The organism is Paenibacillus canaveralius (genome assembly GCF_047238265.1).
Lineage (GTDB): Bacteria > Bacillota > Bacilli > Paenibacillales > NBRC-103111 > Paenibacillus_F.
This window is the reverse complement of sequence record NZ_JBDFMM010000003.1, coordinates 52,239-76,124: the sequence shown is the minus strand read 5'-3', so window position 1 is coordinate 76,124 and position 23,886 is coordinate 52,239. Positions and strand designations below refer to the sequence as shown.

General features: G+C 46.4%; 21 protein-coding genes. 3 read left to right on the top strand and 18 right to left on the bottom strand.

Going from position 1 to position 23,886, the window contains the following annotated elements; genetic code table 11:
- Window positions 1-59 precede the first annotated feature (59 nt).
- The 5 genes from mobP3 to ABC395_RS27270 form a co-directional block, all read right to left on the bottom strand.
- The gene (gene mobP3 / locus ABC395_RS27290; RefSeq protein WP_413006993.1) at window positions 60-2,807 is read right to left on the bottom strand and encodes a MobP3 family relaxase; all 2,748 of its coding nucleotides are present in this window, start codon (window positions 2,805-2,807) and stop codon (window positions 60-62) included.
- Window positions 2,804-3,220, bottom strand: a complete 417-nt coding sequence (locus ABC395_RS27285) for a hypothetical protein (protein ID WP_413006992.1) — start codon at window positions 3,218-3,220, stop codon at window positions 2,804-2,806. The genes mobP3 and ABC395_RS27285 overlap by 4 nt, the downstream gene beginning before the upstream one ends.
- A gap of 1,206 nt (window positions 3,221-4,426) precedes the next feature.
- Entirely contained in the window at window positions 4,427-4,696 is a 270-nt protein-coding gene (locus tag ABC395_RS27280) for a hypothetical protein (protein ID WP_413006991.1), read from the bottom strand.
- A 2,058-nt stretch (window positions 4,697-6,754) separates the two neighbouring features.
- Window positions 6,755-8,119 (bottom strand): FtsZ/tubulin family protein, encoded by a 1,365-nt coding sequence (locus tag ABC395_RS27275; protein ID WP_413006990.1) that lies wholly within the window; start codon window positions 8,117-8,119, stop codon window positions 6,755-6,757.
- A gap of 17 nt (window positions 8,120-8,136) precedes the next feature.
- Window positions 8,137-8,541 (bottom strand): hypothetical protein, encoded by a 405-nt coding sequence (locus ABC395_RS27270; protein ID WP_413006989.1) that lies wholly within the window; start codon window positions 8,539-8,541, stop codon window positions 8,137-8,139.
- A 241-nt stretch (window positions 8,542-8,782) separates the two neighbouring features.
- Here ABC395_RS27270 and ABC395_RS27265 point away from each other — a divergent pair, with 241 nt between their 5' ends.
- Together ABC395_RS27265 and ABC395_RS27260 are read left to right on the top strand one after the other, a co-directional pair.
- Entirely contained in the window at window positions 8,783-9,628 is an 846-nt protein-coding gene (locus tag ABC395_RS27265; RefSeq protein WP_413006988.1) for an ATP-dependent DNA ligase, read from the top strand.
- Between the two features lie 1,716 nt (window positions 9,629-11,344).
- Window positions 11,345-11,992, top strand: a complete 648-nt coding sequence (locus ABC395_RS27260) for a SprT-like domain-containing protein (protein WP_413006987.1) — start codon at window positions 11,345-11,347, stop codon at window positions 11,990-11,992.
- A 498-nt stretch (window positions 11,993-12,490) separates the two neighbouring features.
- Here the strand turns inward: ABC395_RS27260 and ABC395_RS27255 are convergent, their stop codons facing one another.
- The 12 genes from ABC395_RS27255 to ABC395_RS27200 all read right to left on the bottom strand — a co-directional run bounded on the left by ABC395_RS27255 (window position 12,491) and on the right by ABC395_RS27200 (window position 20,937).
- Window positions 12,491-12,763, bottom strand: a complete 273-nt coding sequence (locus ABC395_RS27255; RefSeq protein WP_413006986.1) for a hypothetical protein — start codon at window positions 12,761-12,763, stop codon at window positions 12,491-12,493.
- A gap of 258 nt (window positions 12,764-13,021) precedes the next feature.
- Window positions 13,022-13,270 carry a hypothetical protein gene (locus tag ABC395_RS27250; protein ID WP_413006985.1) on the bottom strand — a complete coding sequence of 83 codons (249 nt, stop codon included), beginning with the start codon at window positions 13,268-13,270 and terminating at the stop codon, window positions 13,022-13,024.
- A 78-nt stretch (window positions 13,271-13,348) separates the two neighbouring features.
- Window positions 13,349-13,552 carry an aspartyl-phosphate phosphatase Spo0E family protein gene (locus ABC395_RS27245; RefSeq protein WP_413006984.1) on the bottom strand — a complete coding sequence of 68 codons (204 nt, stop codon included), beginning with the start codon at window positions 13,550-13,552 and terminating at the stop codon, window positions 13,349-13,351.
- Between the two features lie 5 nt (window positions 13,553-13,557).
- Window positions 13,558-14,316 (bottom strand): LPD29 domain-containing protein, encoded by a 759-nt coding sequence (locus ABC395_RS27240; protein ID WP_413006983.1) that lies wholly within the window; start codon window positions 14,314-14,316, stop codon window positions 13,558-13,560.
- Between the two features lie 52 nt (window positions 14,317-14,368).
- Window positions 14,369-14,722: a hypothetical protein gene (locus tag ABC395_RS27235; protein ID WP_413006982.1), complete on the bottom strand. Its 354-nt coding sequence runs from the start codon at window positions 14,720-14,722 to the stop codon at window positions 14,369-14,371.
- Window positions 14,723-14,735: 13 nt separating this feature from the next.
- Window positions 14,736-14,870: a hypothetical protein gene (locus tag ABC395_RS27230; protein ID WP_413006981.1), complete on the bottom strand. Its 135-nt coding sequence runs from the start codon at window positions 14,868-14,870 to the stop codon at window positions 14,736-14,738.
- Window positions 14,871-15,690: 820 nt separating this feature from the next.
- Window positions 15,691-16,779 carry an ATPase gene (locus ABC395_RS27225; RefSeq protein WP_413006980.1) on the bottom strand — a complete coding sequence of 363 codons (1,089 nt, stop codon included), beginning with the start codon at window positions 16,777-16,779 and terminating at the stop codon, window positions 15,691-15,693.
- Entirely contained in the window at window positions 16,739-16,930 is a 192-nt protein-coding gene (locus ABC395_RS27220) for a hypothetical protein (protein WP_413006979.1), read from the bottom strand. The genes ABC395_RS27225 and ABC395_RS27220 overlap by 41 nt, the downstream gene beginning before the upstream one ends.
- 203 nt (window positions 16,931-17,133) lie before the next feature.
- The gene (locus ABC395_RS27215; protein ID WP_413006978.1) at window positions 17,134-18,219 is read right to left on the bottom strand and encodes an adenine nucleotide alpha hydrolase family protein; all 1,086 of its coding nucleotides are present in this window, start codon (window positions 18,217-18,219) and stop codon (window positions 17,134-17,136) included.
- A gap of 330 nt (window positions 18,220-18,549) precedes the next feature.
- Complete coding sequence (locus tag ABC395_RS27210; RefSeq protein ID WP_413006977.1) at window positions 18,550-18,894, bottom strand: hypothetical protein; 345 nt, start codon at window positions 18,892-18,894, stop codon at window positions 18,550-18,552.
- On the bottom strand, window positions 18,894-19,244 hold the full coding sequence (locus ABC395_RS27205; protein WP_413006976.1) for a hypothetical protein: 351 nt from the start codon (window positions 19,242-19,244) through the stop codon (window positions 18,894-18,896). Before ABC395_RS27205 ends, ABC395_RS27210 begins: the two co-directional genes overlap by 1 nt.
- A 70-nt stretch (window positions 19,245-19,314) precedes the next feature.
- Window positions 19,315-20,937: a DNA cytosine methyltransferase gene (locus tag ABC395_RS27200; protein ID WP_413007018.1), complete on the bottom strand. Its 1,623-nt coding sequence runs from the start codon at window positions 20,935-20,937 to the stop codon at window positions 19,315-19,317.
- Between the two features lie 541 nt (window positions 20,938-21,478).
- Between ABC395_RS27200 and ABC395_RS27195 the strand changes: the two genes are divergently transcribed.
- Window positions 21,479-21,634 carry a hypothetical protein gene (locus ABC395_RS27195; RefSeq protein WP_413006975.1) on the top strand — a complete coding sequence of 52 codons (156 nt, stop codon included), beginning with the start codon at window positions 21,479-21,481 and terminating at the stop codon, window positions 21,632-21,634.
- Window positions 21,635-22,955: 1,321 nt separating this feature from the next.
- Here the strand turns inward: ABC395_RS27195 and ABC395_RS27190 are convergent.
- On the bottom strand, window positions 22,956-23,789 hold the full coding sequence (locus tag ABC395_RS27190; protein WP_413006974.1) for an ArdC family protein: 834 nt from the start codon (window positions 23,787-23,789) through the stop codon (window positions 22,956-22,958).
- Between the last annotated feature and the right edge of the window lie 97 nt (window positions 23,790-23,886).

Genomic DNA, 23,886 nt, shown 5'->3' with positions numbered 1-23,886 from the left:
GAATGCAAGTTAGTTAGGACTACCTCGTTGAACTATTCTCATCCCATCACCTCCTACATTCATCTTTCATGCTCTTCACTTTGTTGCTGGCGATAGACTTGTTCTCGAATAAGCTGTTGTTTCAACATTTCGCCTTTTGCTTCGGTCTGCGCTCGTTCTTGTTCAATTCCTTTCCAGACAGATTTCCATAAGCCTTGAGCCATGTTCATCGAAGAGTCCCGTTGAAACTTTCGATATGCTCGATCGTTTTTCCACATCCATGGTGCCTGAATTTTTAAAGTCCTGCACAGTTTCTGAAAGTCCTTTTTGTTCACATAAGGTACCCGTCCCCACTCCTTCATGTCTTCGCAAAATTTTTCTGTTGAATTAAGAATTTTCTCAAGTTTTGTTTCGGATATTTTGACATTGGCCCGTTCAATCCAATCCTGGATCATGTCCCTGATTTCATCCGATTTAAGACCGGCGGCGTGTAAGACTTTGGCGAAATTCGAAACCGTTTCATGAACCATATCCTTTAATCCAAATTTATTTCGGAGAATGTCCAGATCATCGTTCCGTTTTCTTTCAAGCTTATCTATTGGCAAATCTTTATCGTCCAATTTATTAGCTCGTTGGTTCCAATCTTTTAGTTTTTCAATGACAATACGAGAATCGTCAAAAAGCTTTTGTAATATCTGGGCATACTTTTCTGCCGTCCAAACTGCTTCTTTTTTCGATAAGTCATCTGCAGGTTTTGAAAGAGAAAATGCGTCGAAAGCTTCCTGTAATTTATCTTTATTGAGGATCGCTGTTTCTTTGATAACCCAAGGATAATCCGCCTTAATTTGCAGACTACCGGCAATCTTTTCCCACGTAGGTTTTCTGAGAAAGTTAGTTTCTGCATTCTCGACATCATTTAGAATGCTTCCCAAATTAGGTACAAGGTTTCGAGCCGCAAATTCTTCCATCAGTTGCTGCCTCTGTTCCGATGATATGCCCAGTTGCTTTAATGCCACAGTCATGCAATAAGCTGTCCAGCTGCGTTCTTTATCAGACATTTCTGGCTTAAAAACAGCTGTTCCAATCCCTCTTATGAAAGAGTGCATATTTTCTTCGATAACCTCAGAAGTTTCTTTCATTTCCCAAGGAAATTCTGTTTTTACACCCATGTTTTTTGATAAGGTGTCCCATTCTTTTTGGCCTAGAAAAATTTCGGCTGCTTCTTCAAGGTCTTTCTTCGCTCCTGTTAATAGCGGAGAATACTCGGCTTCTGAGAATCCTTTTTTTGTAAGAAGTTCTTTCAATTCTTCATCGGATACACCGCAAAATCGAAGAGCTGTTGTAAGAGCGGAATAATTAATCTCATCCGGTGTTTTCTCTTGGGTATATTCCTGATCAAGCAGGCCGCGAATATCTTCACGCTCCATTTGCAGATCAGATTTCTCCATCCACTTCTCAAATAAAGCTAATTGCTGGTCTTTCGAAAACCCAAAAAGTCGAAAGTGATGCGCGGTGTTGTGTAATACAACTTGTGTCATATCCTCCGGTGCTCCAGTGGCTTGTGCAAACTGCTCAATCACAGCTTGTGCTCTTTCAGGAATGATATTTTGAAAGACATTTTTTTGTGATTCACTAGCCGCTTTAAGTACTACTTGGGATACACGTTTCTGAATATCTAGATATGCTTTGTCCTGAGCTGCTTTAATTTGCTCTGGTTGAAAGGTATAATGCCGTGTCATCATTTCGACTGTCTTTAGATAATGTTCAAGTGGCTCTCTTTGAGCCGGCTGCTGTAAAAGCCATTTTGAAACTTCATCCGCCTTGAGCTTCACGTTCTCAGGCATAAATTTGTAAGAGAGCCGTCCTTTTTTCGGCATGATTTCAGCAAGTTCCGAGATTTGTTGCGCAAGCTCCATATTATCCTCTTTGTAGAGTTTAGGTGGTACACCAACAGATCTTACGGCCCCAGCTGCTTTCATTTCTAGTTCAACTTGCTTCTGTTCGGATCGTACGTCACGAATCAATTCAACGGACTTCACAAGATCCATTTTGGCTAGTTGGCTGAGTAAATCACGTTCAGCAGTTTTTTCCTGAGTTAACCGCAATCGTTCTTCTCCATAAATTTCATTCACAAAAATTTTCTTTACTTCCCTTGTTTCGGGCGGCGTCAATACTCCTCTTTTTCGTTTCGGCTCTTTCTCCCACATGACCAAATGAACATGCGGATGACCCTGTTCCTGGTGAAAGGCTGCAACCCATTTTAAATTCCGCTCAGGTATGCCCATTTCGTTTGCCATGAGAGGAACGGTTGTACGCATCATATCTTCCCAAGCATCTCGCTCGTCATATCCGAGCCGCACAGCATCGGATTCCTTCAAACTTAAAATACCTCTCCAAACAATTCCTTTATGCACTTTAAGTTCGTCCTGAATTCCTTTTAGATCCTCTATTTCATTTGCGGAAAACAAGCCATGGCTCCTTGGTCTTTCATGAGCGTACTTCACATGATGGGCAGCTGAATTGGGTTCAAGCTCTTCATTATGTTGTTTTCTCTGTTTCCCTAATTCTTCTTCCTCCAGGTACTTTACAAAGTCTGAGAATGAAGGAAGTCCTTCCTTCCCGCCGATGGGTTCTCTCTTGAAATCCCATGAATCGTCGGTATCCTGGTCATGTTCGACATCATCCAGCTTCTTTTCTGTCTCCATAACGACGCCAGGCCGCTTACCTATGTATGAAATATGACTGATGTTTTTTTCTGTGTTTTCGGGTGAAGGCTGATAAAAATATAGATTCATAAAAAAGGGAGAATCCAAATTTTTATAACTCATGAAGCATCCGCTTTGTCTTCTTTCTCCTCCAGATTAATTTCATCCAATGGAGTTTTTATAAAGGCTAGTCCCTTTTTCCTTGCAGTTTCATAAATTGCAGCCATATTTTTTGTACCTAAACTAGCAAGAACTTGATAACACATATACATGGTCGTTGCTGCAGCATTTGCAGCTTTTGAAGTAATCTTTGCAATTCTATTTTCCGAGACCTTGAATTCCTCTTTTATGATTTTTCTTAGCATGGGCGTTAAAGCATCTACCCCATCTTCTAAAGCTTCGCGCCGACAAGCATCCTGCAGTAATCTTCTACAAGTATCAGCCATGTATTTCTCACCGCGCCGTGCCCTAGACGCATCAATTAGTCGTTCTAGTTCCTCATCAATGTCAAATCTCATCTGCGGTCTTTTAGGCAATTGCGTTCACCCCTTTCAAAATATTAACGAACCGTTTTTATATCCCATGTAGGTATTATTACCCATGGGTATATACTCCTATATTACCTCGATGTGGAATCAAAATAGTCCGCGATACCTATTATACACCCTAATTTGTGGAATTTATATAAGTATTTACTCCTATAGGAGTGGAACTGGATGTGGAATCAAAAACCTCATAATCTAACAGGCTTTGCCTGTTACGTGTGGAATGGGCGTTCCACGCCCCTTATCCTGCATTACGATTTATTATCGTAATGACATCTTCGAAACTCCCCCAGCGAGTTGTTCCCATATACGAATTTTTCATTGCAGCGGCAGGTCGTTTTTGATGCTCGGACTCCATAGTCATTGGGCTAATGTGTCTCATACACTAGCATAGGATTTTCAAAACAATGGATACAAAGGAGTTTTAATAATGTGGGTTTATATACCTGATTTTTATCAACGTGCGTTAGGTCCCTACGGTATTCCAGGACCATATGCACCACCTAATACGCAACCATCACCAGGGCACCAATGTCGGATTCCTTCCCAGCACAAAATACTACACAAGGCGCCCCTACAGCGCCTCCTCCAACTACAATTCCAGCCAAACCATCGTTGCCTCAAGGGTACTTTTATTACATTGATCCTGGTGCAATTTCTCAGTGTTTATTCAGCGTAACCTATGTTTGGGAAGCCAAAGGTTCCTCTTACTGGTTTTATCCTAATTTCGTAGGCCCCAATTCAATAGCCGGCTACCGTTGGAATGGATGGTCATAGATAAATTATGGAACTGATCTTAAAAATGTAAAACAATATGTGTGTGTTTAAAAAAAGGGAAACGACCAAGCTAATATAGCCGTAGTCGTTTTTTATGTTTGGGTAACTGCCCCGGGTATATACAAAATCCAAATTAGAGATTAAATAGAATGGTTACTGATATCAATCCTCTAGAGTCTTAAAGACTCTTCAAGACTCTTTAAGACTCTTTAAGACTCTTTAAGAGTTTTAAAGAGTCTTAAGTATAATAAATAAAAGACTCTTTAAGAGTCTTTAGTATCAAGGTATCTGATGCCTTTGCTTGTATAGCATCATTAACAACATGTAACTCTCGAAAGAAAGATCACATTCAGTCTGACTCTTTAAGAGTCATTAAGCGATGCAGTGGTCACGAGGGTACCACACACCTGATTAAATGCCTCACATTCTCCACTGCCGGATCCCGATGCCCGGAATCTTCTGGGCTGTCCACTCCTTAAAACTACTCGTACCGATTAGCCGCGGCCGACCGACATGCACTCCGTCCGCGGGGGCACGGCCGTGATTCTGCTCCTCGTCGGTCAGATCCGGATGCCCGCCCGGGATCTCCCAGACCGCACCTCTTCCTGCAGACTGCTCGGGCCCGATTAACCAGACCGGTCGGCATGCGCTCCGCCCGCCGGGCACCGCCGCCGGTTTGCTCTTCGGCAAGGAAACGGATGCCACCTCCCCGGCCACCACTTCCTTGCAGACTGCTCGGGCCGGTTGGCCTCGGCTGGCCAGGATGCGATCTGCCCGCGGGGTCACCGTCGTCGTTCTGCTTTTCTCCGGTCAGATCCGGATGCCCGCCCGGGATCTCCCAGGCCGCACCCTCCCTGCAACTGCTCCGGCCCGATGAACCCGTCCGGTCGGTATGCGCTCTGCCCGCCGGGGCACCGCCGCCGGTTTGCTCTTCGGCAAGCAAACGGATGCCCACCTCCCCGGCCGCCACTTCCTTGCAGCTGCTCGGGTCGGTTGGCCTCGGCCGGCCAGCATGGGATCGCCCGCGGGGTTACCGTCGTCGTTCTGCTTTTCTCCAGTCAGATCCAGTGCCCGGGATCTCCCAGACCGCACCTCTTCCTGCAACTGCTCCGGCCGGTTGGCCTCGGCTGGCCAGCATAGGATCTGCCCGCGGGGTCACTGTCGTCGTTCTGCTTTTCTCCGGTCAGATCCGGATGCCCGCCCGGGATCTCCCAGGCCGCATTCTCTCTGCAGCTGCCCGGGCCGGTTGGCCTTTGTCGGCCAGCATGGGCTCCGCCCGCGGGGAAACCCTCGTCGTTCTGTTCCTCCCCGGGCGGATCCGGATGCCCGGGATCTCCCAGGCCGCACCTCTCTGCAGCTGCCCGGGCCGGTTGGTCTCAGCCGGCTAGCATGGGCTCCGCTCGCGGGGAAACCCTCGTCGTTCCGTTCCTCCCCGGGCGAATCCGGATGCCCAGGATCTCCCGGGCCGCATTCTCTCTGCAACTGCTCGGGCCGGTTGGCTTTGGTCGGCCAGCATGGGCTCCGCCCGCGGGGGCATCCTCGTCGTTCTGCTCCTCTGCTGGCAGACCGGATGCCCCGGGATCTCCAGGGCCGACACTCTTCCTGCAGTTGCTCGGGCCGGTTGCCCTTGGCCAGCCAGCATGGGCTCCGCCCGCGGGGAAACCCTCGTCGTTCTGTTCCTCCCCGGGCGGATCCGGATGCCCGGGATCTCCCAGGCCGCACCTCTCTGCAGCTGCCCGGGCCGGTTGGTCTCAGCCGGCCAGCATGGGCTCCGCCCGCGGGGGCATCCTCGTCGTTCTGCTCCTCTGCTGGCAGACCGGATGCCCCGGGATCTCCAGGGCCGACACTCTTCCTGCAGTTGCTCGGGCCGGTTGCCCTTGGCCAGCCAGCATGGGCTCCGCCCGCGGGGGCATCCTCGTCGTTCTGCTCCTCTGCTGGCAGACCGGATGCCCCGGGATCTCCAGGGCCGACACTCTTCCTGCAGTTGCTCGGGCCGGTTGCCCTTGGCCAGCCAGCATGGGCTCCGCCCGCGGGGAAACCCTCGTCGTTCTGTTCCTCCCCGGGCGGATCCGGATGCCCGGGATCTCCCAGGCCGCACCTCTCTGCAGCTGCCCGGGCCGGTTGGTCTCAGCCGGCCAGCATGGGCTCCGCTCGCGGGGAAACCCTCGTCGTTCTGTTCCTCCCCGGGCGAATCCGGATGCCCGGGATCTCCCAGGCCGCACCTCTCTGCAGCTGCCCGGGCCGGTTGGTCTCAGCCGGCCAGCATGGGCTCCCCTCGCGGGGAAACCCTCGTCGTTCCGTTCCTCCCCGGGCGGATCCGGATGCCCGGGATCTCCCGGGCCGCATTCTCTCTGCAGCTGCTCGGGCCGGTTGGCCTTGATCGGCCAGCATGGGCTCCGCCCGCGGGGGCACCCTCGTCGTTCTGCTCCTTTGCAGTCAGACCGGATGTACCGGGCCGACACTCTCCCTACAGTTGCTCGGGCCGGTTGGTCTCAGCCGGCCAGCATGGGATCTCCCCGGCCGCCCCTCTCCCTGCAACTGCTCCGATCCGGTGAACCCGGCCGATCGGTATACGCTCCGCCCGCCGGGGCACCGCCGCCGGTTTGCTCTTAGATAAGCCCTTCCCCCCTCTTCCGCTGATTTTTATTTGCTTAATAATTAAACGATTTAGTAAGATAAACTGAAATTTTCATAAAAATTTCTCAAGACAAAAAAAAGAGACAACCCAATGGTCGTCTCACTTGTTTATTATCTGGCAAAAGGATTGAATTTTTTCTTTGTTTCGTTTGCAGCTGCTGTTTGCTTTTGTGCATCATTACCAAAAGGATTAGAGCTTGTACTCACTTTTCGAATCGGTGTGTTTCCTGGGTTCCTACTGATTTTTTCACCCATGTTAAACCCTGATGCGTTCCGTTCTTTCTCTTCCCGTATTCTTTGAAGTTCTTCTGCTTCTTTTCGCAGATTTTTTGCACGTTCGGGTAACCCTCCCATGCTTGCAATAGTGTACACAATCGCAGTATTGCTGTCATTATGGCTTACAAACCCAGGATAAATGCCTACATTCGGAAGTTCGTCCCTAAATTTGAGTCGCAATAGTTCTAAGGTATCTTGATTCAGCATGTCTGCTCTATTTTTTGGCATAACGACAACTAGTCCCAAGGCTTTCATATCTTTTTTGTAATCAAAACCGTTAGCAAGCACATTTTTTCCTTTATAGGTTTCAACGATTTGAGTCAAAAGATCCTCAGTTGAGACAGTCTCATCCAGATTGATCTTCTTTTTAGCATATGTAAGCACACCGCCGGTTAACAAGATATTGTTCATTAAGTCAGCTGCATCCAGTGAAATGTGGCTTTCCATCCCCGTTAAAACGTTCCATTCGTGAATGATACTAGCAACTTTGTAGTTGCTATAGAAATCCCATGTTAATTTAAGCTCTGGAAACTCTGGGTTATCACGGTGGTCTTCAAAAATTTTGAGGTTATCCAAAATGGAAATATTCTCAACACCCCGATAAAGACGATCATTTTCATCTTGTCTATGATCACTTAATTTTGGAATTAGCTCTGCAGTGGCATTATAAGCATTTAAGCTCTCAACTTCATGCGGAGCAGGCAGACTGACGATAGATGCAACTGGTATGCCAATATAGTCAGCAATTGCATCGATTAAGACATTGATAGCGCCAGTTCCAGTACCGCCTCCCATCGAACCAACTACAAAAATCATTTGACAGTCGGACATCCGTTCGGCAATTTGAGTAAAAATTTCTTCTCCGTTCTCCAGAAAAGCTTTTTTTCCGATCTCTGGATTTTTACCAACGCCTTGCTCATACCCTTTAAGCCCGAATTGAAGGTGTTTAGGAATGTTACGAAGTGGTTTCATGTCACCTAAATTTGAGTTCACAATCATGCAAGTATAAACGGGCTCACCATCTTTAGGCGAACGAATTCCAGCGAACGCGTCTACTATTTTAGAACCACCCTGACCAAGACCAATGAAACCGTATTTTATTATACTTGCTTCATCAATTCCCTGACTAACAAATCCTTCAAGTGGCCAAACTCCATCAATTAATCCTGCACGTTGTCTATTGTCGAGATTCTTCGCCATATTTTAATAGCCTCCTCTTATATATCGCTTGATACGTGTAGAGTTTCTTCTTCACTTTCATATTCCTCATAAATTTTAGATACAACTCGACTCCCAAGTAGCATAGAAGGTTCTTCATCAATTAAGCGCTTCATTATATCGATAGCTTGCTCACCGTATTCACTTATAAAATACTTATCAGATGGGCCCATTTGCCAATAGTCAATAAGCATGGCGCCTTGTAATTTCGCTACGCCTATATCAACAATTCCCCGAAACTTTGTTACCTTGGCATCTGGATCAGGATCATACTTCGCAAAAGCCTGCATGATCTCCAATTTTGTCATTTCCTTTTCTTGTTTTAAAAGGAAGAAAACGTCCAAAACCGTTTTTCGCAAAATTTTTCTGCATATATCCTCAATATCGATGCTCCTATTATCCATGGCTCCTCCTTTTTCATTTTGTCCTATGTATGATGAATATCAATAAAATCGAATGACTCTATAAGAGTCATAAAGAGTCTTTAAGAGTCTTTAAGAGTCATTTAAAATATACCATATGAGGTTGTTTCAAACAAGACAAAAGTTGAGTAATTATACAATTTTTTAAGCAAATTCTTCCCTTGAACTACCACTAAAAATTTAACATGTAAACTGCTACACTACTTATTAGAGGTGATCATCTATGTTCATTCCACCGATGCTTCTTCAATACAGTAAGAATAATCAACCTTTCGATAGCTTCAAACACATAACGGAGCTAAAACTAGACGGTATTCGCCTGATTGTATCGAACCTGGATGGCTCAATAAAACTCTACACACGCCACGACAACGATGTAACGTCAAAATTTCCCGAGCTTACTTTGGATGCTCCGATCCCTCATGGGACCGTTCTCGACGGAGAAATCATTGTCACTGATTCCGAAGGTAAACCGGATTTTGAAAACATGATGTCGCGTTTCCAATCCCCTCGAAAAAAAACTCCAGTTACGTTTGTTGCTTTTGATATTCTACGTCACCGCGGCATCGATGTTACGAGTTTGCCGTTGATGAGACGAAAAGAAATACTTGAAACAGCATTGACAGAAACGGAGCATTATAAAGTAATTCAAGTTGCCAAGGGCTCAAGCACAGAATATTTTCGTATTGTCAAGCAGCTTGGACTCGAAGGAGTAGTTATAAAGGAAAAAAATTCATCTTACGAAGTAAACCGAAGATCCTGGAGTTGGCAAAAAGTTATTAATTGGATTGAAACCGACGTCTATATTACCGGGTTCAGAAAAAAAGATTTCGGCTGGCTCACAGCTCATAAAACCGCCGACGGACACTTGCAACCCACTGGAATTATTGAACTCGGAGTTTCACCTATCCATAAGAAAGCATTTAATGGCGTGCGGAAGCAACTCATATATAAGGAAGACAAACATTTTTTCTACATGCAGCCTTCAATCCAGGCTAAAGTCAAAACCCGAAATTATACCAAAAAAGGGTTGTTACGGTCTCCAGTATTTATCGATTTTGTACTATAATCCTGAGTCTCCACTTATATGAGGAATAAGCCTCTTTAGCTCTTTCCCCTGCCCCCTGGGAAGTAAATGTTCTCTTCGTTGCGGGGACTCCCACACCTTCAATAAATTTGCCATTCTATCACTCGTTGAGGTTTAATATTCAACTCTTCGGTCCATCATAATAAAGACAATCATTTAAAAGCCATGTGGATAAATGGATTCATTTAAAGAGAATATCCACAGCGCAAGAGATAAGGTAGGACCGCTACGCGCTCCAATTTATGAAATCATCCTCCCCACACCCACCCCTACATTATCGGTGAATTCTTAAGGACTTGCAGAACCGCATGTTCTTTCGTGAGCAGAATTCACCTTATCCCGGCCTTGCATCCAGCAAGGACTTAAGCGGCATCGGTGGCCACTATAGGGATAAGGTGCGGTTTAAAAAACCCACGCGTTCTCATGAACGCCAGCTGCTTATGGAGATTTACTCCGGATCGGTTACGGTTCCTATATACCTATCCGCCACCACGGCTTTCACAACTGCTCTCATCTACGGTTTCCTCTCCCTTAAACGGTTTCCAGTAAGGTTCTATCGAGTCTTAACCGCATCAACGATACTAAGGTATCGCAACATTTTAGGAACGGTCACAAACCACTATGGAGTCACATAGTATCGGTTTGTATTTCGTGTTTCCCCGGTTGTCCGCCCCCGGTAAGGTAGGCAGACGTCGAGAGTGAAGCTTCACTGCGCACCTGGTTAGGGGCAAGTGGCCACGGCCGAAACGTGGCAACCCTCGACGACACCTTACCGGCAGCTCCGGGGTTGCCACGCGGTAAGGGCAGGGGATTTACGTGGTATCCTGATCCACGGATCGGTGCGGTATCAACCGGCTTGAAAATTAAAGTTCAAAAAAAGACAATAGGAAAGCAAGCCCCATGAGCTTTGATTTTTTAAAAAATCTGCTCGGAGCACCATTGGTCATACTATTTAGTTAAAGGAGCAGGACTGCGTACGGCCTGTCCGGCAAATAATCGCGTTATCTGAAAAAGGGCGCAAGAAAATAAGCCTCCAAAGCTAATTCTTTTTTTAAAAACATTCGGAAGCGTAGGCACCTTTATTCAGTTTGTGGCCAAGTATGTATCTCCTTTTCATATGCCGGCAGGCCGCCCAGCTCGCGATCACCTTTTGGACCAACAAAAAAAGCCCTGATCCGATTACCATAGAAGGTAGGAACAGGGCTTTTGTATGTTAGAAGACACACAAATCACAATGAAAGTACTCTCAAAACACACCTATCCTATTGAAATATAGACGGATAGTATGTTAAAATAAGGCCATAACTTGTTTAAATAAACAACAAGCATTACCTCATTAAAAGAGTCATTGTTTAGCGCCTGTTTCACCGATCTGTGAATCGGATGTAAGCAGCTTAGGAGTTGGTAGCTCCTAGCGCTCGAAACGATGGCTTTTTTGCTATTGTCAAAAGGTCTATGAAATCTTTAATTAGATTTTAGCTAGAATTAATGAACACCCTTAATATACCACACAAATAGGGGCTTAGGAAGTCGAAATTTCGGAAACACCTGTATTACATAGGAGATAGGTGTCAAAAAAGGGGCTTTCGGCCTATTTACTGACGAAAAAAAGTCTATCTTTTTTGACAATTAAAATTGAGTGTTAACACTCAAAAATGGTATACTAGATAGAGATTGAGACGAGGTGATTATCTTTTTATGAATATTCAAATGGCTACAGACGAATTGCATGTAGCATTTCGGCGCCTCAACAAAGCTTTTTTTGATAGTGAATTGCCCGAGCCGGCTATTACAATTCAATCCGGGGGAAAGAGATCCACGATGGGTTGGTGTACTCTTAAACCGATCTGGCGAGACAAAGAAAAGACCATTCAGATGTATGAGATCAATATCGCCGCGGAATATTTAAACATCGATTTCTACGAAACAATGGATACGCTGCTGCATGAAATGATCCATCTGTATTGCAGAATACATAATATTAAGGAGACCTCTCGAAAGGGACAATATCATAACAAACGCTTTAAGGAGGAGTCACTGAAACGTGGATTCTACTACCCCGAGAATAAGCCGGATAAAAGGATTGGATGGTCATATTCTAAAATTACCGAAGAAACAAAAAAACTTATTGATACATTCAATATCAATACAGAGGTTTTCCAAATCGCAAGAGGCACGTTTGTGAGTAATCAAACAGAAGGGCCGGAGGGCGAAAGAGAAGAGCAGCAAAAATCCCACAATCGGAAATACATATGCCCAGTCTGCAGTCAATCCGTCCGGGCGACGAAGGAAGTAAATATCATTTGCGGGGACTGCATGGAAACTATGGAGGTTGAAATCCAATAATACCAATCAAACAAGAAGAAGCACGTTCAGAATATCTGAGCGTGCTTCTTCTTTCTGGAGGAACCTTCACCAGTATACCACTTCCCGATTAGATTCATACGACCATCAACGAGTAAGGAATGCTCAAAAAGTCCTTGCCTTTTTCTTTACATCGGAACGCAAAGGAGGAAAAGAAGGCCAATGGAATCTACCGGCTCTTAGACGCAGAGCGTCTTAGAGCCGGTGAGTCGCTTGGCCTTCCCGACTGGGCGAACTGGGGGATCCAAAATTTTTTTGAATAGTCAGGTTTAAAAGATTCAGAGACTGGTCATACTGATAATAGATTTGATGATTTGAGGAGGAACCTGATATGAGCAGGGCAGTAAAAAAGACATGCCGTGAATGCAGAAGCAGCGTTATGCTTTCAGATAAAATTTTTGATAAACAGTGGGGGCTGTGCAGCTCTTGCTTCATATGGTACAAAAAAATCGGAAAAGGCTTGTCCGCAATAAAAGCCAATTAGCAATATTCTACCCTTCCATCTTTTGTAACGGGTATGATGCGGAACTCGTCTGCGCCATATTTTTGCTGAAAGAAGTTAACAATTTCCGGATGATTTAAGGCCAGCTGTATAATCTCTTCAGCCAGCGGAGTTTTAAACAGGTCACAGGCGAGTGCAAGGCGCTTTAGTTTTTTATGTGTATCGGCATCCAATTTAACCAGCACTGCCGTCTTCTTATCGCTCCTTGTTTTGCGGGCCTTGGCCGGCGCGGGTATCCCCTGCTGAATCATGCGTACAACCTTCTTTCTTTCGAGAATAGGTTACTAAATCATTAAATAAATTAGTCATTTAATGATTTAATATGCAAGAAGAGAGAGGGTTATGACAAGTCATTATCCGCTTGCGGATAATGGCCGGAACGAACGGAGCGAAGCGTAGTTCGGGCCCCAGCCGATTGACCGACAGGGAAATCGGCTGGCGCGCGCAAAAAGGCAGCCGGCCTCTGCGTAGTGTGAGCAGAAACCGGCTGCCTTCAAATGTTTTCCTATTCACAGTATAGCGCGATTTGAGGACACAGCTGCGGGCAACTTTTGGTCTTCCTTCGTAAAGATCTCGACCTCATGACCCTCTGTTGCAAACGCCTTTACCATACCGAACAAACCGCCGAGAAAGAGTACAGCACCAAGACACTTCCACAGTCCACTATCCAAAACACCAGGAACCATACCTAAAAAAAGAATCACAACCGGAGTTAACCAAATCCAATTACTGTTTGCCACCTTGGATAAAACTCTCATGTTTACCACACTCCCATAATTTGATAAAATGAGAGGCGTGATACTTACCACAGTTAACACGCCTCGAAAGCCGTTTGCTTATGCAAGCGGTTTTTGCTTTTTACTGGCCATCATAGCAAGCTGATGGGCGACAATCTTTTCATCGAGAGCTTGAGATAGATTCAGTACATCCGGTGAAACCAAGTTGCCGATCCCCGCCGCTTTGTTCATCTTCTCCCGAAGCTCCTCGATTTCTCTTTCAAGAGGCCCCAAACTTTGAATCTGTGCGTGTTCTTTTAACATGCTTCTCAAAATAACCCCCTCAATAAAGACATTTCAGCCATTTTCGTAAAGGCTTCATCAACGGTCAGTTCCGAATGAAGAAAGACATCTGCGTCGTAGCCATATAAGATTTCCAGAACATGAAACTTGAGCTGTTGTTCTGCAGTAAGTGAATCCAGGAACGTTCTTACCGCAGTCTTTTCAGCCTGGTTCGGAAATGGGATGACCTGAGCCATTGCGGTTTTGCCTTCCGGCGGCTCATCCGTCATTACTTTTTCAATTTCTTTGGTTTTCGCCGGCCGCGCCGGCTCCCTCCGGTCAACTTCTGGAAAAGAGTCGCGCATCAAATCCGGACAGTTCCGCGGAAAAACACCATTCAAGATTCCTTTCCGAATCAGTTCACGTTCATATTCTTCTCGTTCAAATACAGTTGCATCTGCGTAGCTCGATCCGCATTGTTCCGCATAGGCAACAATAGCGGCTTTTCGATCATCAGATAACACCCGAGTTACAGATAGATAACGGGGACCTAGATATGTATGGCCTTTCCATTCGTATCCGGTCGGCTCTTCATAATCGGTTTTCCACTTTACCCGGGTATAACTTTCAAAACGGTACAAAACCTTTTGAACATCGGGCTTTTGTGGTCCATCGGTCCAGGAGACCGTTACACTGTTGTATTCAGAGGTAAATGAAAATTTCACTCCGGGAAACACTTCTTTTAGTGCATCCTTGATGTGCTTTTTCGTTTCTTTTCCTGCTAAATGGATCATGTCCGTTGTCATAATATCCAGCTCCTTTTTTTTAATGAAGGCGGGGGAGAATCCCCGCCAGTTATCAGCTCGTCAACCCCAGCGCCTCGGCGGAATGAATCATGGTTTCGTACATTTCCGATGCGCCTACAAGACGAAGACCCCGGACAACCTCACCCGAATCAATATTCTCGCTCCGGGCGAAATGTACCATTCTAGCCGCAGATTCCGCGGCATTATCCTTCCACTTGTCCAAATCAAAGGCATGAAGCATTTTATGGCACGCATGGAAGGCACCGAGTAGATGCTCAAATTCCAACGCTTCTTCCGGATCGTGTCGGCTTTTCAGCCTTTCATGCAGTTCACGCGCCTTGAGACGGTGAGTCTCAAGGTATTCCAACAATTTACAGCGAAGTTGATTTTCTAACGCATTCATCATTATGAAGTCCTCCTTAAACGTTGTAAGTGAATTGGACAATTTCCCAGCTCGTACCCGCAATGTAGGTTTGAGCCTGCTCGATGGACGAAAAACCTTGGCGATACTCGTTTCCACCTTGTTTACATTTGAAAATCACCTTAACTGCCATCTTGACCGACTCCTTTATTTTCGAATTTTTTTGTTTACCTTATATCCGGATTTCTGTTTTCCGTTCTAGCCCGAGCGGCGATGAGCGGAAATCTTTAGGGTTTTGAGAACAGAATTTGCCTGGCGAACCAGCTGCTTGCGTATGTAGTTTTCAAAGAGCGTACATCCGTTTTTTTCGTATCCGTCATAGCCCGCTTAACCATGCCGGTTCTTGGAGGGCAAAGGTCTGCCCGGAGGGCTGAAAAAACTTTTCGGGTGGGGTTCCCGAAAAGTTTTTTCACCTTTTCCCGGAAAGGTTCGGTATGGTTGGCTATGATGACGGATACGAAAAAAGCCACGGATGTAGCGATTGAAAACGGAGTAGCAAGCAGCCACGCAGCGGTCAAACTGTTCGCAAAACCCGTGGTTTTTGCTTTTGACCTGGCTCTTAAGGAACTTGACCTTTGTTTTTCAAGAAGGTTTATGATTTTTTTCTTTCGAGAGATGAGGTAGGACGGGCCACCTAGAAGCCCAAGAGGGCACTGTAATCGTCGTTTGAAGGTGATCTGGGTAAGTACGACTTCACGAAAGAAAATCGAATCTAGGGCCACGTAGGCCCTCTGATAGAGTAATAAAAGCCTTGCTGGTTCTAGGTTTGTGAGCTTTTAGAGGTTTACTTCGGAACGCAAAGGAGGAGAAGCAGTCCAATGGAATCTACCGGCTCTTAGGTGCGGAGCATCTTAGAGCCGGTGAGTCGCTTGGGCTGCCCGACTGAACGAACTGAGGGAACCGAAAAGAGGCATTAAAAAAAGACCATCAAAATTGATGGCCATGAAGGTAAGTTATCTCTCTAAACTTTGATCTTGTTGAGGGATGTATTCCCGTACAGACCCATACTGCTTGTGTAAGGTATTATGATAACGCGTTTGCTGGCAAGAGAAGAGCTCGCGACCGACCTGCTGGATGGCTTGTTGCAGAGCTGATAATACGGCCGCTAATCCGGACATCGATTGCTGGATGGAATGAAGTTCTTGCGGAGGCGGAAGCTTTTTTTGAACGAGAGCGATTCTGGATTCAAGCAGCTCAACTTCTTTTTGAATACCTTGAGATTTCTCTGTAGCAGATCCCTTTAATTTTTCAATCAACGATGCCGGCTGTAGATCTTCCAGCTTACTAAGTAATTGATCGCGCTTAGTTTTAAGTGATTCCAGCTCATACAGCGGCTTCAATTTCTCTTTCTCATCAATATGCTTATCCCAAGCCTCGTTGTATTCTTTTTCGTAATGAACCTTTTTGTCTTCAAGTTCCTTAATTTGCAGACGAAGTTCTTTGTCCCATCCTTTAATAATGCGATCAACCCATTCGGGGGATTGCTTAGTATGGATCTGCAGCTTACCCTGATCGAATTCTGCCATTTTTTTAAACCCGGTGCTATTGTCAAAAACGAATGCCCGGTCACTCAGACGCAGCGCCTTTGGCACACGATCAAGCGATCGATCATACCGACGACGGATATCTTCTTCCGGAATAGAGTGTCCACCTTGTTCAACGCGCCGGGCAACACGTTCAATGTGGTAATCCACGTTCTTAAGACCCACATAGTACATGGTAATTTCAAAGCCGGCTGCCTTGGCACGCTGCATTTGGCGTACAACATTACCGCCTGCAAGTGTCGTTTCAATCGAAAAGTCTCGACGCTGATCGATACAGGACTGCACTCGCTTTAACGCTTCCCGGCCTGCAGCTACCGAAACGCTTTCTGGATGAAGGGGAGATAGCTGCTTGGCAATCGCATCAGCATCGATGACTTCACCAACCCGATTTCCAATCACTTCGGTAATCGTGCTTTTCCCGGCTCCATTCGTTCCGGCGAACACCGTCATATGGGGCTTATTTGTCATATTCAATTTCAGTTCTTTTTCCTTGTTCATCGAAGATTACCTGCATCTTTCTTCCATCGGCATATTCGCGGATCATTTTTCCGTCTTTTTCGTAAGTCAACGATGTGCCAGCAGCTTTTGCTTTTTTACGAGCAAGCTCCGTCGCATCGCGTAAGACCTGTTCAAGTTCTTCTTCTCGCATACGATCCTCCTGGTTATAGTCGATTACTCTGATCATAATGAAGATGTAGCTGCAAGGGCAATAGGGTAAAACACCCGCGGTAGATAATTCAAGCAAAGATGGAGTCTTTGCTACCGCAGGATGGCCTGCTAGGGATGAGAGGCACAAGCAGCGCTTGTGGCTTCCTTCCAGGGGCGAAAGCCCCTGGCCGGCGCGAGTGGACCCTACTGCGGGCCACCGTCACAACCGCGAGAAGCACCCACCGGCAACTGCCAGTCCTCCGCCAAGAGATCCCCGATCGTAAACGAACGAGAAAGAGCCAGGTTTATCCAATAGGCGAGATTGGGATCCTCCAGAGGAAGAACCTTCTCCAATGCTCCTTTGGCCACTTTTTCCATGACCGTAAGCTTGACATCAATAGTGTGGCCAATCTGTTTTTCCATATCAGCAAATTGTTGAACACGGTTAGCGGCGATATACTGCAGCGCGGCCCATTGGTGAGCGGTGGAAAATACGCAGCCCATACATGAGACTCGACCAAAGCCCAGATAATATACCGGATGAGGCATGATGCCAAATTCCCGGTGCAGGTCAAACATGGCCGCTTTCGTTTCATCAATGACCGGTCGCCAGTGATGAACGATTCTTTTCTTGCTTGACGATCGATGTCTCTCAGCTTTCAGATAATTGCAGCGATTACCGCCTTCACTTCTACGCTCTCCGGTGACATACAAAATTTTCTTCGGACGAAGTGCGGATCCGCTATATCGCGGATTGTTAACTAAAACACGTCGGGCTGGATCACTCTTAGCAGATGCACTACACCATCGCTTTAGAAGGTCGGGGCTTTGCGCGGGAAACTTCTTTCGTGTAGATGCTTTGCCCATTTTTGTTTGTAGCCGAATGACTTTCGCGGAATCGGTATATAGGACATCGGCGGTAAGACGGTTCTCACGAAGTAGCTCCCCTTTAAGCCCACCTTCTCTCCACTGAAAATAAATCGGCACATTAAAATAGGAGGCAACGGCTTGGCAATAGGATTCGGTTACGGGCCAATCCCAAAACTCCACGTGATCATCCCCCCAGCCATCAACGGCCTGGTGCCAAATCTCAAGTTTATTAAAATCCAGACCGGCTTTCTTTAGCCAAAACAAACATCCCATCGAATCAGCTCCACCTGATAAGTGCAAGATGACCGTATCATATTCATTAAGGGGAAAGAGCTCGATCGGTTCGGGCCCGGCTTTGAGTGGTTCTTCCTTCAAATCGTAAAATTCTATATTAAGCTGCTGGACTAATGAACTGTTCATGGGATTTGGCACTCCTATCCTAATCATATAACCTCAGTAAAGACTCTTCAAGAGTCTTAAAGAGTCTTAAAGAGTCTTAAAGAGTCTTGAAGAGTCTTAAAGAGTCATTAACAAAAAACCTTGTTAGGACAAGGTTTTCACCTTATCGGATAAGCAAACCGCCAAGCATAGTTGATTTTCACATCAATAGACAATGTGATTTTATTAAGCCGCCAGAATAAACCGGCTTTCTTAAAATAGACATGCCGGCCGCGGTCACGGAACCAGACATAACCCTCAGCCTCCAATTCACTGACTATATTCCGGATCACATATAAATCGTTCAGAGCCTTAATCAACGATATCTCTCTCCTCATAGAATTTATTTAATGCAGCTGCGCAAAATAGAATGTTCTTACGACTACTAGATTCATAACCGGGATGAAATTGACTCAGGAGTTTGTCAAAAACGCCCCAGCCTGCCTCGGTTTCAACCAGCTTACGGGAGACAAACCGTTTACCTTTGAATGACTTTTTTGGGGGCTGGCGGAACTCAACATTGTTCGATGTAGGAGGAGCAAAAAATTCTTTCCATGTTTCAAGTCCCTCGATATTTATAGCTTGCGCGGAAACGGAATTAAGCCGAGCTGACTTCATTAAAGCCGCCGACATGGAATAAGGCTGAACTGGCTTCATTAAAACACCTCTTCACTTTGATTTTGAGTCGATCGTTCAGGCATTGAGCACCTTTGCATCAGTTGCTTAATTTTTATTTGAAATGCTTCCCCGTGTTTTTTTTGCATGAACCGGCGTACCTTTTCAGGATCAGCATTCATCCAGCTGTCCACCCATTTCGGATCAACTGGGAGAGCAAGGGTATTTAGATCGATGGTTACCTTGATTGAATCTCCCTTGTTTAATTTGCCTAAATAATCTCGGTAAACTTTAACTTTCGCACGCTTGGCACCATTATTTGCATAGCTGCCGATAACAAGGATTTCAGTTCGGCTTGTTTGTCGGTAAATGACCCATTTTTTTGTGGCCAAAATGAGCCCTCCTTTACTTAAGTTGTGAAGGGCATGCAAGCATCTGTCCAGGTGCTTGCATGCGTTCCATTTATAAAGCAAGTTCATATTGCCCGGTCTTTTTCCAGCCTGCCGTCGCAGAATCCGGATGGGCCTCCACACATAATTCCGGGAGATTGGCCCGAACAAGCGCGTTCGGAATAACGGGCGAAACCGAATTACCGCACCGAGCTACTTGCGCCGATTTTGGATAAGGCTTTCCTCCGTCCACACGATCAATAATGTAGTCGGATGGAAATCCCTGAGCAGCAAACAGTTCATACGGTTCGAGCATCCGGAAGCCGATGTCCACGATCTGATAGAGTTGACCATCAATCGTGACATACCCAAGTTGATTTTCATCCATATCAGAATCGGATTCAGGATAGTACTCTTCAAGAAACGTCCGGACTTCGCCGAAATGATTAACGGCTGTAATAGTTTGAAGGGGATCCGTAACAGCTTGCCCGACATTGGTTCCTTTGAATTTAATGATATGGCTTGCGGCCATAGTTGCGTTGCTTCTGTCCGATCGGTAATCACTAGCCGGAGCCAGGATAGCCTCCGCTAACCCGAATTTGTTACCGCCCGCGGTGATGGTCCCAAGAGGCTTCTGTAGGTTTAACACGCGGGGCTGCTGCCCTTTTGCCTCACCGTATCCCACCTGTATAAGTGTCGGAGAAACCAGGCAATGTTCTGCCTTGGTCGTTATGGTTGTAAGCGGTTTTTCGACTTCATATTGCAGTCGGTCAGCCCCAAACCCAGTTTGACCAATACGAGCTATAAATGGCGTAACCACTCCATACCCATTTTTAGAGGTGATCGTTTGCAGTGGCTTATCGATCTCTTGTCCTCGAAAGTTATCACCTGAGTGATTGACCTTGATTATGAAAGGTTTTGCATTATTAATGACAAAGCGCATCATCCCCCTCGCAATCCGTTTTTTCGTATTAGGGGAGAGCTCTTTTTTTCGCCCAAAAATACTCGGACAATGGCGACTAAAATCAATGACTTCGGCAGCTGTACGATAAGGTTTCAATTTCTTCGTCTGAACATCAAGCGTGTTTGGTGCGCCATGTGTCGGTTTTGGCCACGCGATGGGTTGATCGTCACACCGAGCAATCAAAAAGAATCGCTTACGTGTGGTTGGCGCGCCGTAGTCGCAAGCTTTGATGCCCTCTCTCCACTCTACGCTGTATCCATTATTTTGAAGGGCCTTCACGAAAGAACGAAATGTATGTCCCTTCTTTTTGGGATCTGGATTACCGTTTGGTAGCAGAGGACCCCAATCTTTAAATTCCTCGACGTTTTCCAGGATAATGACTCGTGGTTTGACGGTAGCAGCCCAGCGGACAGCTACCCACGCGAGTCCCCGAATGTGTTTCTCTTTCGGCTTTCCTCCTTTAGCTTTTGAGAAGTGCTTACAATCCGGCGAGAACCAGCAAAGTGCCACACGCCGTCCCCTTGTAACCTCTACAGGATTTACATCCCACACCGATTCGCAGTAGTGGACCGTTTCCGGATGGTTGATCTTGTGCATCGCGATCGCATCAAGGTCATGGTTGATCGCAATATCAACCGCCCGGCCGATGGCCATTTCAATTCCCGTAGACGCGCCACCGCCACCTGCAAAATTGTCTACAACGATTTCTCCGCTGTATATAACGCGCTTCATGATACGTTTTTCCACGCGGTGCTCTACACGTTCGGCAACTGCCTGCATGTTGTCAACCCTCTCTATACGTTCTTTGTTGACTTGCTTATCCAAATCGAGAATCCGGATTCGCTTGTGTGTCTAGCCCGAGCGGCAATGAGCGGAATGCCTTAGGTTTTGAGGAGCAGATCTGCCGCCGGCTTGCCATCGTGTAGCATATGGAGTTTTCAAAGAGCAGAACATCCGTATTTCGAAGTGGTCAAAGCCACGATTAACCTCACCGGTTCTTGAAGTGCAAAGGTCTGCCGGATTGTTCCGGATGGACTTCTCGAAAGAGAAGTCCACCTTTGCGCGGAGAGGTTCGGTGTGGTTGGCTGACATGACCAATTCGAAAAAATCCGGATGTGATCGTAGAAAACAATAGGAGCGAAACTGCAGCATGGCCATACTTCTGCGAGGCAATCCGTTGGTTTTTAAGGAATTTAGTAGTTTGATTTTGTTCTTTCGAGAGGGTTTGCTTCGATGAACGAGCTTCGCGGCCGTAGCATAGCGGAGGCCACAGGTGAATCAGAAGTCACCGCCCCGCGGCGGTGACTTCCATAAGGCGCAAAAAAAAGAGCTGCGGCTGCAGCTCTTTCTTGTTAGCGATGGTACCGATCTTTTATCTTCCCGGTTAGCTGTAGAAAAGCTGCTGGTAAAAGTAAAAGTACCATTTTAGGGGACACGTAAAATGATCGCCAGACAAATATTTTTTTCTCTATCCAAGGGAATGAACGGGACAGTTCTGCCTTTCCTACATAGTCCCCTTCAACCGTAATTGCACGGTCTGCTGGCCGTATGCGAAGTTTCTCGATTGGAAACACGGATAACGGTAAAACGACTTTGTAGAATCTGGGCGTTGCCTCGGACCAATGAGAAAACCAAAATGATCTCATTGTTGGTTCCTCCGAACCCTTATGCTCAGAAAGATGAAACCAGATGAATTTTTTGGAACGGTCTTTCCGGGGCATGGAATAATTTGATTCCCGGCTGCCGTTTGCGATAAGATGAACCGTTCCCGTCTGTTCTTGGTTCAAAGCGTCATGATCGGAAAGGTAATCTGTGTAATGAATGAGATTATGGCCAGCATACTTACTATATTCATCAACTGTCATTGGCCGAATGTAGTAAGCGCCGCGGTGTATATAAAGCAGAGCACCCATAATGATATAAGCGAGAAAAAGAAATACCGTACCAAGAACAAACCAAACAACTCCGTAGAGACTATAGAGCAACTGGAGATTGAAGCAAATCCAATAACTGCAAACCATACAAATGATTAAGATGATAAATAGGTTAGTGAATATACCTAACCCCATCAATAAGTTTCGAACAACCCCTACTCCACCTCGAAGCTTTTTTTGTCTTTTCCTCTCCGTTTCGATTGCACTTTCCCCCTTACTTTTTATTACTATATAACGGTCATTTCGGTGAATTTATAGAGAGTTCGTTTGGGGACTGATCAATGGCTGCCAAGGATAAATATGCTCTCGGCAGCCAACGGCTTACATTCGTTTAAATGGCAAATGCAGCTTGTCCATCTGCCATCAGCACATTTTCCTCTAATCGTTTGTTCTGATTTGACCTAGTCGTCAAAAAAAGTCTTGGATATCTCCCCAGCAAGATTAGCATATTTTCGCTCATCCCTCTTTCGGGGCCGGAGACGAGCCGGCCCTGTATTTAGTTGCCCATTTGTTTGCAAAATTCCGGATCAAGAAGACGAAGACGACGAATCGCATTGTCGAGCGCAACCCTTGGCATCCGCAGTCTGATACCCAAAACGACCGGCTGCCTTCAGTTCATCCAAGCGATTTAAGCGAAAAATATAATTATTCCACGCGTTTTCCCAGGTTTCGACCGGTGAACTCACGCGGACGGTGGTTTTCTTTTGTCTTGGGATCCTAATCACTTCCTATCTTGGTTTTGTTGGCTTCGCGGGCTTCACAGACAGCCCCCAATCGGGGAAGGGGCCCCGGTTGGGGGCCGCGCTTCCTCGCCGGTTACGCTGCATCTTCAAAAGTCACGCCCAGTTTATAATCAGCGGCCTTTTGTGCCTGGCTGGCCGCCTGCACAATGAACCGGTTATCATCCTTCAGCTTTCGGAGCCAGCTGGCCACGTAGGCAGCGCTATTGTCGATCGTGCTGTTGTCGATGCCGGCTAAGCCGCACAGCATCGCCGCGCCGATTTCCGCGACTAGCTCTTCTTTGCTGTAATTCTCGTCCCCGAATTGACCGAACTCCGTAATTCCAGGCCGTTTTAAACGCGTGGCATGGCCGGTACTATGCACGAGTTCGTGGAAGAGCGTAGAATAATATTCCTCGGCCTTCGGGTAGTCACAGATCGGCGGCACGCTTACAAAATCCTGCGAAGGCCGGTAGAAGGCACGTCCGGACGCAAAGCGTACCGGCGGCGCACCGGGATAGCTCTTGCAAATGCGCTCGGCTGCCTCAATCGGGTCATGCTCGAAAGTCGTATCGCCTCGTTTACTTGTCAGTCCCTCGCACTGCTTATTGATTTCGAACACGGTGTAATAGCGCAAGAACGGGATTTTTTCTAGCTCCCCCGTTTTCTCATCCTCCTTCTCGATCCAGGTCCAGAAAACAACCATATGCCCTTTTTCACCCTTTTTTACTTTGCCGCCGGCCTCCGTTACTTGCTTGAATGAAGCATACTCGCCCGGTTCCAACAAAATCGTATTGATTCCGCGGTACGGCTTTTGGGATTTCCAATTTACCGCACCGCCGACTGCCCACGGCCTACGCCACGGAACAACGCCTTGTTCTAAAAGGTGAATCATACGGGATGTAATGATGTCGTAAATTTTTTCGCTCATATGGTAGTTCCTCCTGGTCGTCAGATGATGTATGATGGAGGGGCGAAGGCTCCAAAATCTTCGCCCCGGCCGGATTGCTCCCAATTAGCAGCCCGGC

Excerpts from the sequence above, each read along its gene's own strand:
- mobP3 (WP_413006993.1), bottom strand. The coding sequence starts at position 2,807 with ATGAGTTATAAAAATTTGGATTCTCCCTTTTTTATGAATCTATATTTT.
- ABC395_RS27275 (WP_413006990.1), bottom strand. The coding sequence starts at position 8,119 with ATGGCGAAGAATCTCGACAATAGACAACGTGCAGGATTAATTGATGGA.
- ABC395_RS27270 (WP_413006989.1), bottom strand. The coding sequence starts at position 8,541 with ATGGATAATAGGAGCATCGATATTGAGGATATATGCAGAAAAATTTTG.
- ABC395_RS27265 (WP_413006988.1), top strand. The coding sequence starts at position 8,783 with ATGTTCATTCCACCGATGCTTCTTCAATACAGTAAGAATAATCAACCT.
- ABC395_RS27260 (WP_413006987.1), top strand. The coding sequence starts at position 11,345 with ATGAATATTCAAATGGCTACAGACGAATTGCATGTAGCATTTCGGCGC.
- ABC395_RS27255 (WP_413006986.1), bottom strand. The coding sequence starts at position 12,763 with ATGATTCAGCAGGGGATACCCGCGCCGGCCAAGGCCCGCAAAACAAGG.
- ABC395_RS27250 (WP_413006985.1), bottom strand. The coding sequence starts at position 13,270 with ATGAGAGTTTTATCCAAGGTGGCAAACAGTAATTGGATTTGGTTAACT.
- ABC395_RS27245 (WP_413006984.1), bottom strand. The coding sequence starts at position 13,552 with ATGTTAAAAGAACACGCACAGATTCAAAGTTTGGGGCCTCTTGAAAGA.
- ABC395_RS27240 (WP_413006983.1), bottom strand. The coding sequence starts at position 14,316 with ATGACAACGGACATGATCCATTTAGCAGGAAAAGAAACGAAAAAGCAC.
- ABC395_RS27235 (WP_413006982.1), bottom strand. The coding sequence starts at position 14,722 with ATGATGAATGCGTTAGAAAATCAACTTCGCTGTAAATTGTTGGAATAC.
- ABC395_RS27230 (WP_413006981.1), bottom strand. The coding sequence starts at position 14,870 with ATGGCAGTTAAGGTGATTTTCAAATGTAAACAAGGTGGAAACGAGTAT.
- ABC395_RS27225 (WP_413006980.1), bottom strand. The coding sequence starts at position 16,779 with ATGAACAAGGAAAAAGAACTGAAATTGAATATGACAAATAAGCCCCAT.
- ABC395_RS27220 (WP_413006979.1), bottom strand. The coding sequence starts at position 16,930 with ATGCGAGAAGAAGAACTTGAACAGGTCTTACGCGATGCGACGGAGCTT.
- ABC395_RS27215 (WP_413006978.1), bottom strand. The coding sequence starts at position 18,219 with ATGAACAGTTCATTAGTCCAGCAGCTTAATATAGAATTTTACGATTTG.
- ABC395_RS27210 (WP_413006977.1), bottom strand. The coding sequence starts at position 18,894 with ATGAAGCCAGTTCAGCCTTATTCCATGTCGGCGGCTTTAATGAAGTCA.
- ABC395_RS27200 (WP_413007018.1), bottom strand. The coding sequence starts at position 20,937 with ATGAAGCGCGTTATATACAGCGGAGAAATCGTTGTAGACAATTTTGCA.
- ABC395_RS27190 (WP_413006974.1), bottom strand. The coding sequence starts at position 23,789 with ATGAGCGAAAAAATTTACGACATCATTACATCCCGTATGATTCACCTT.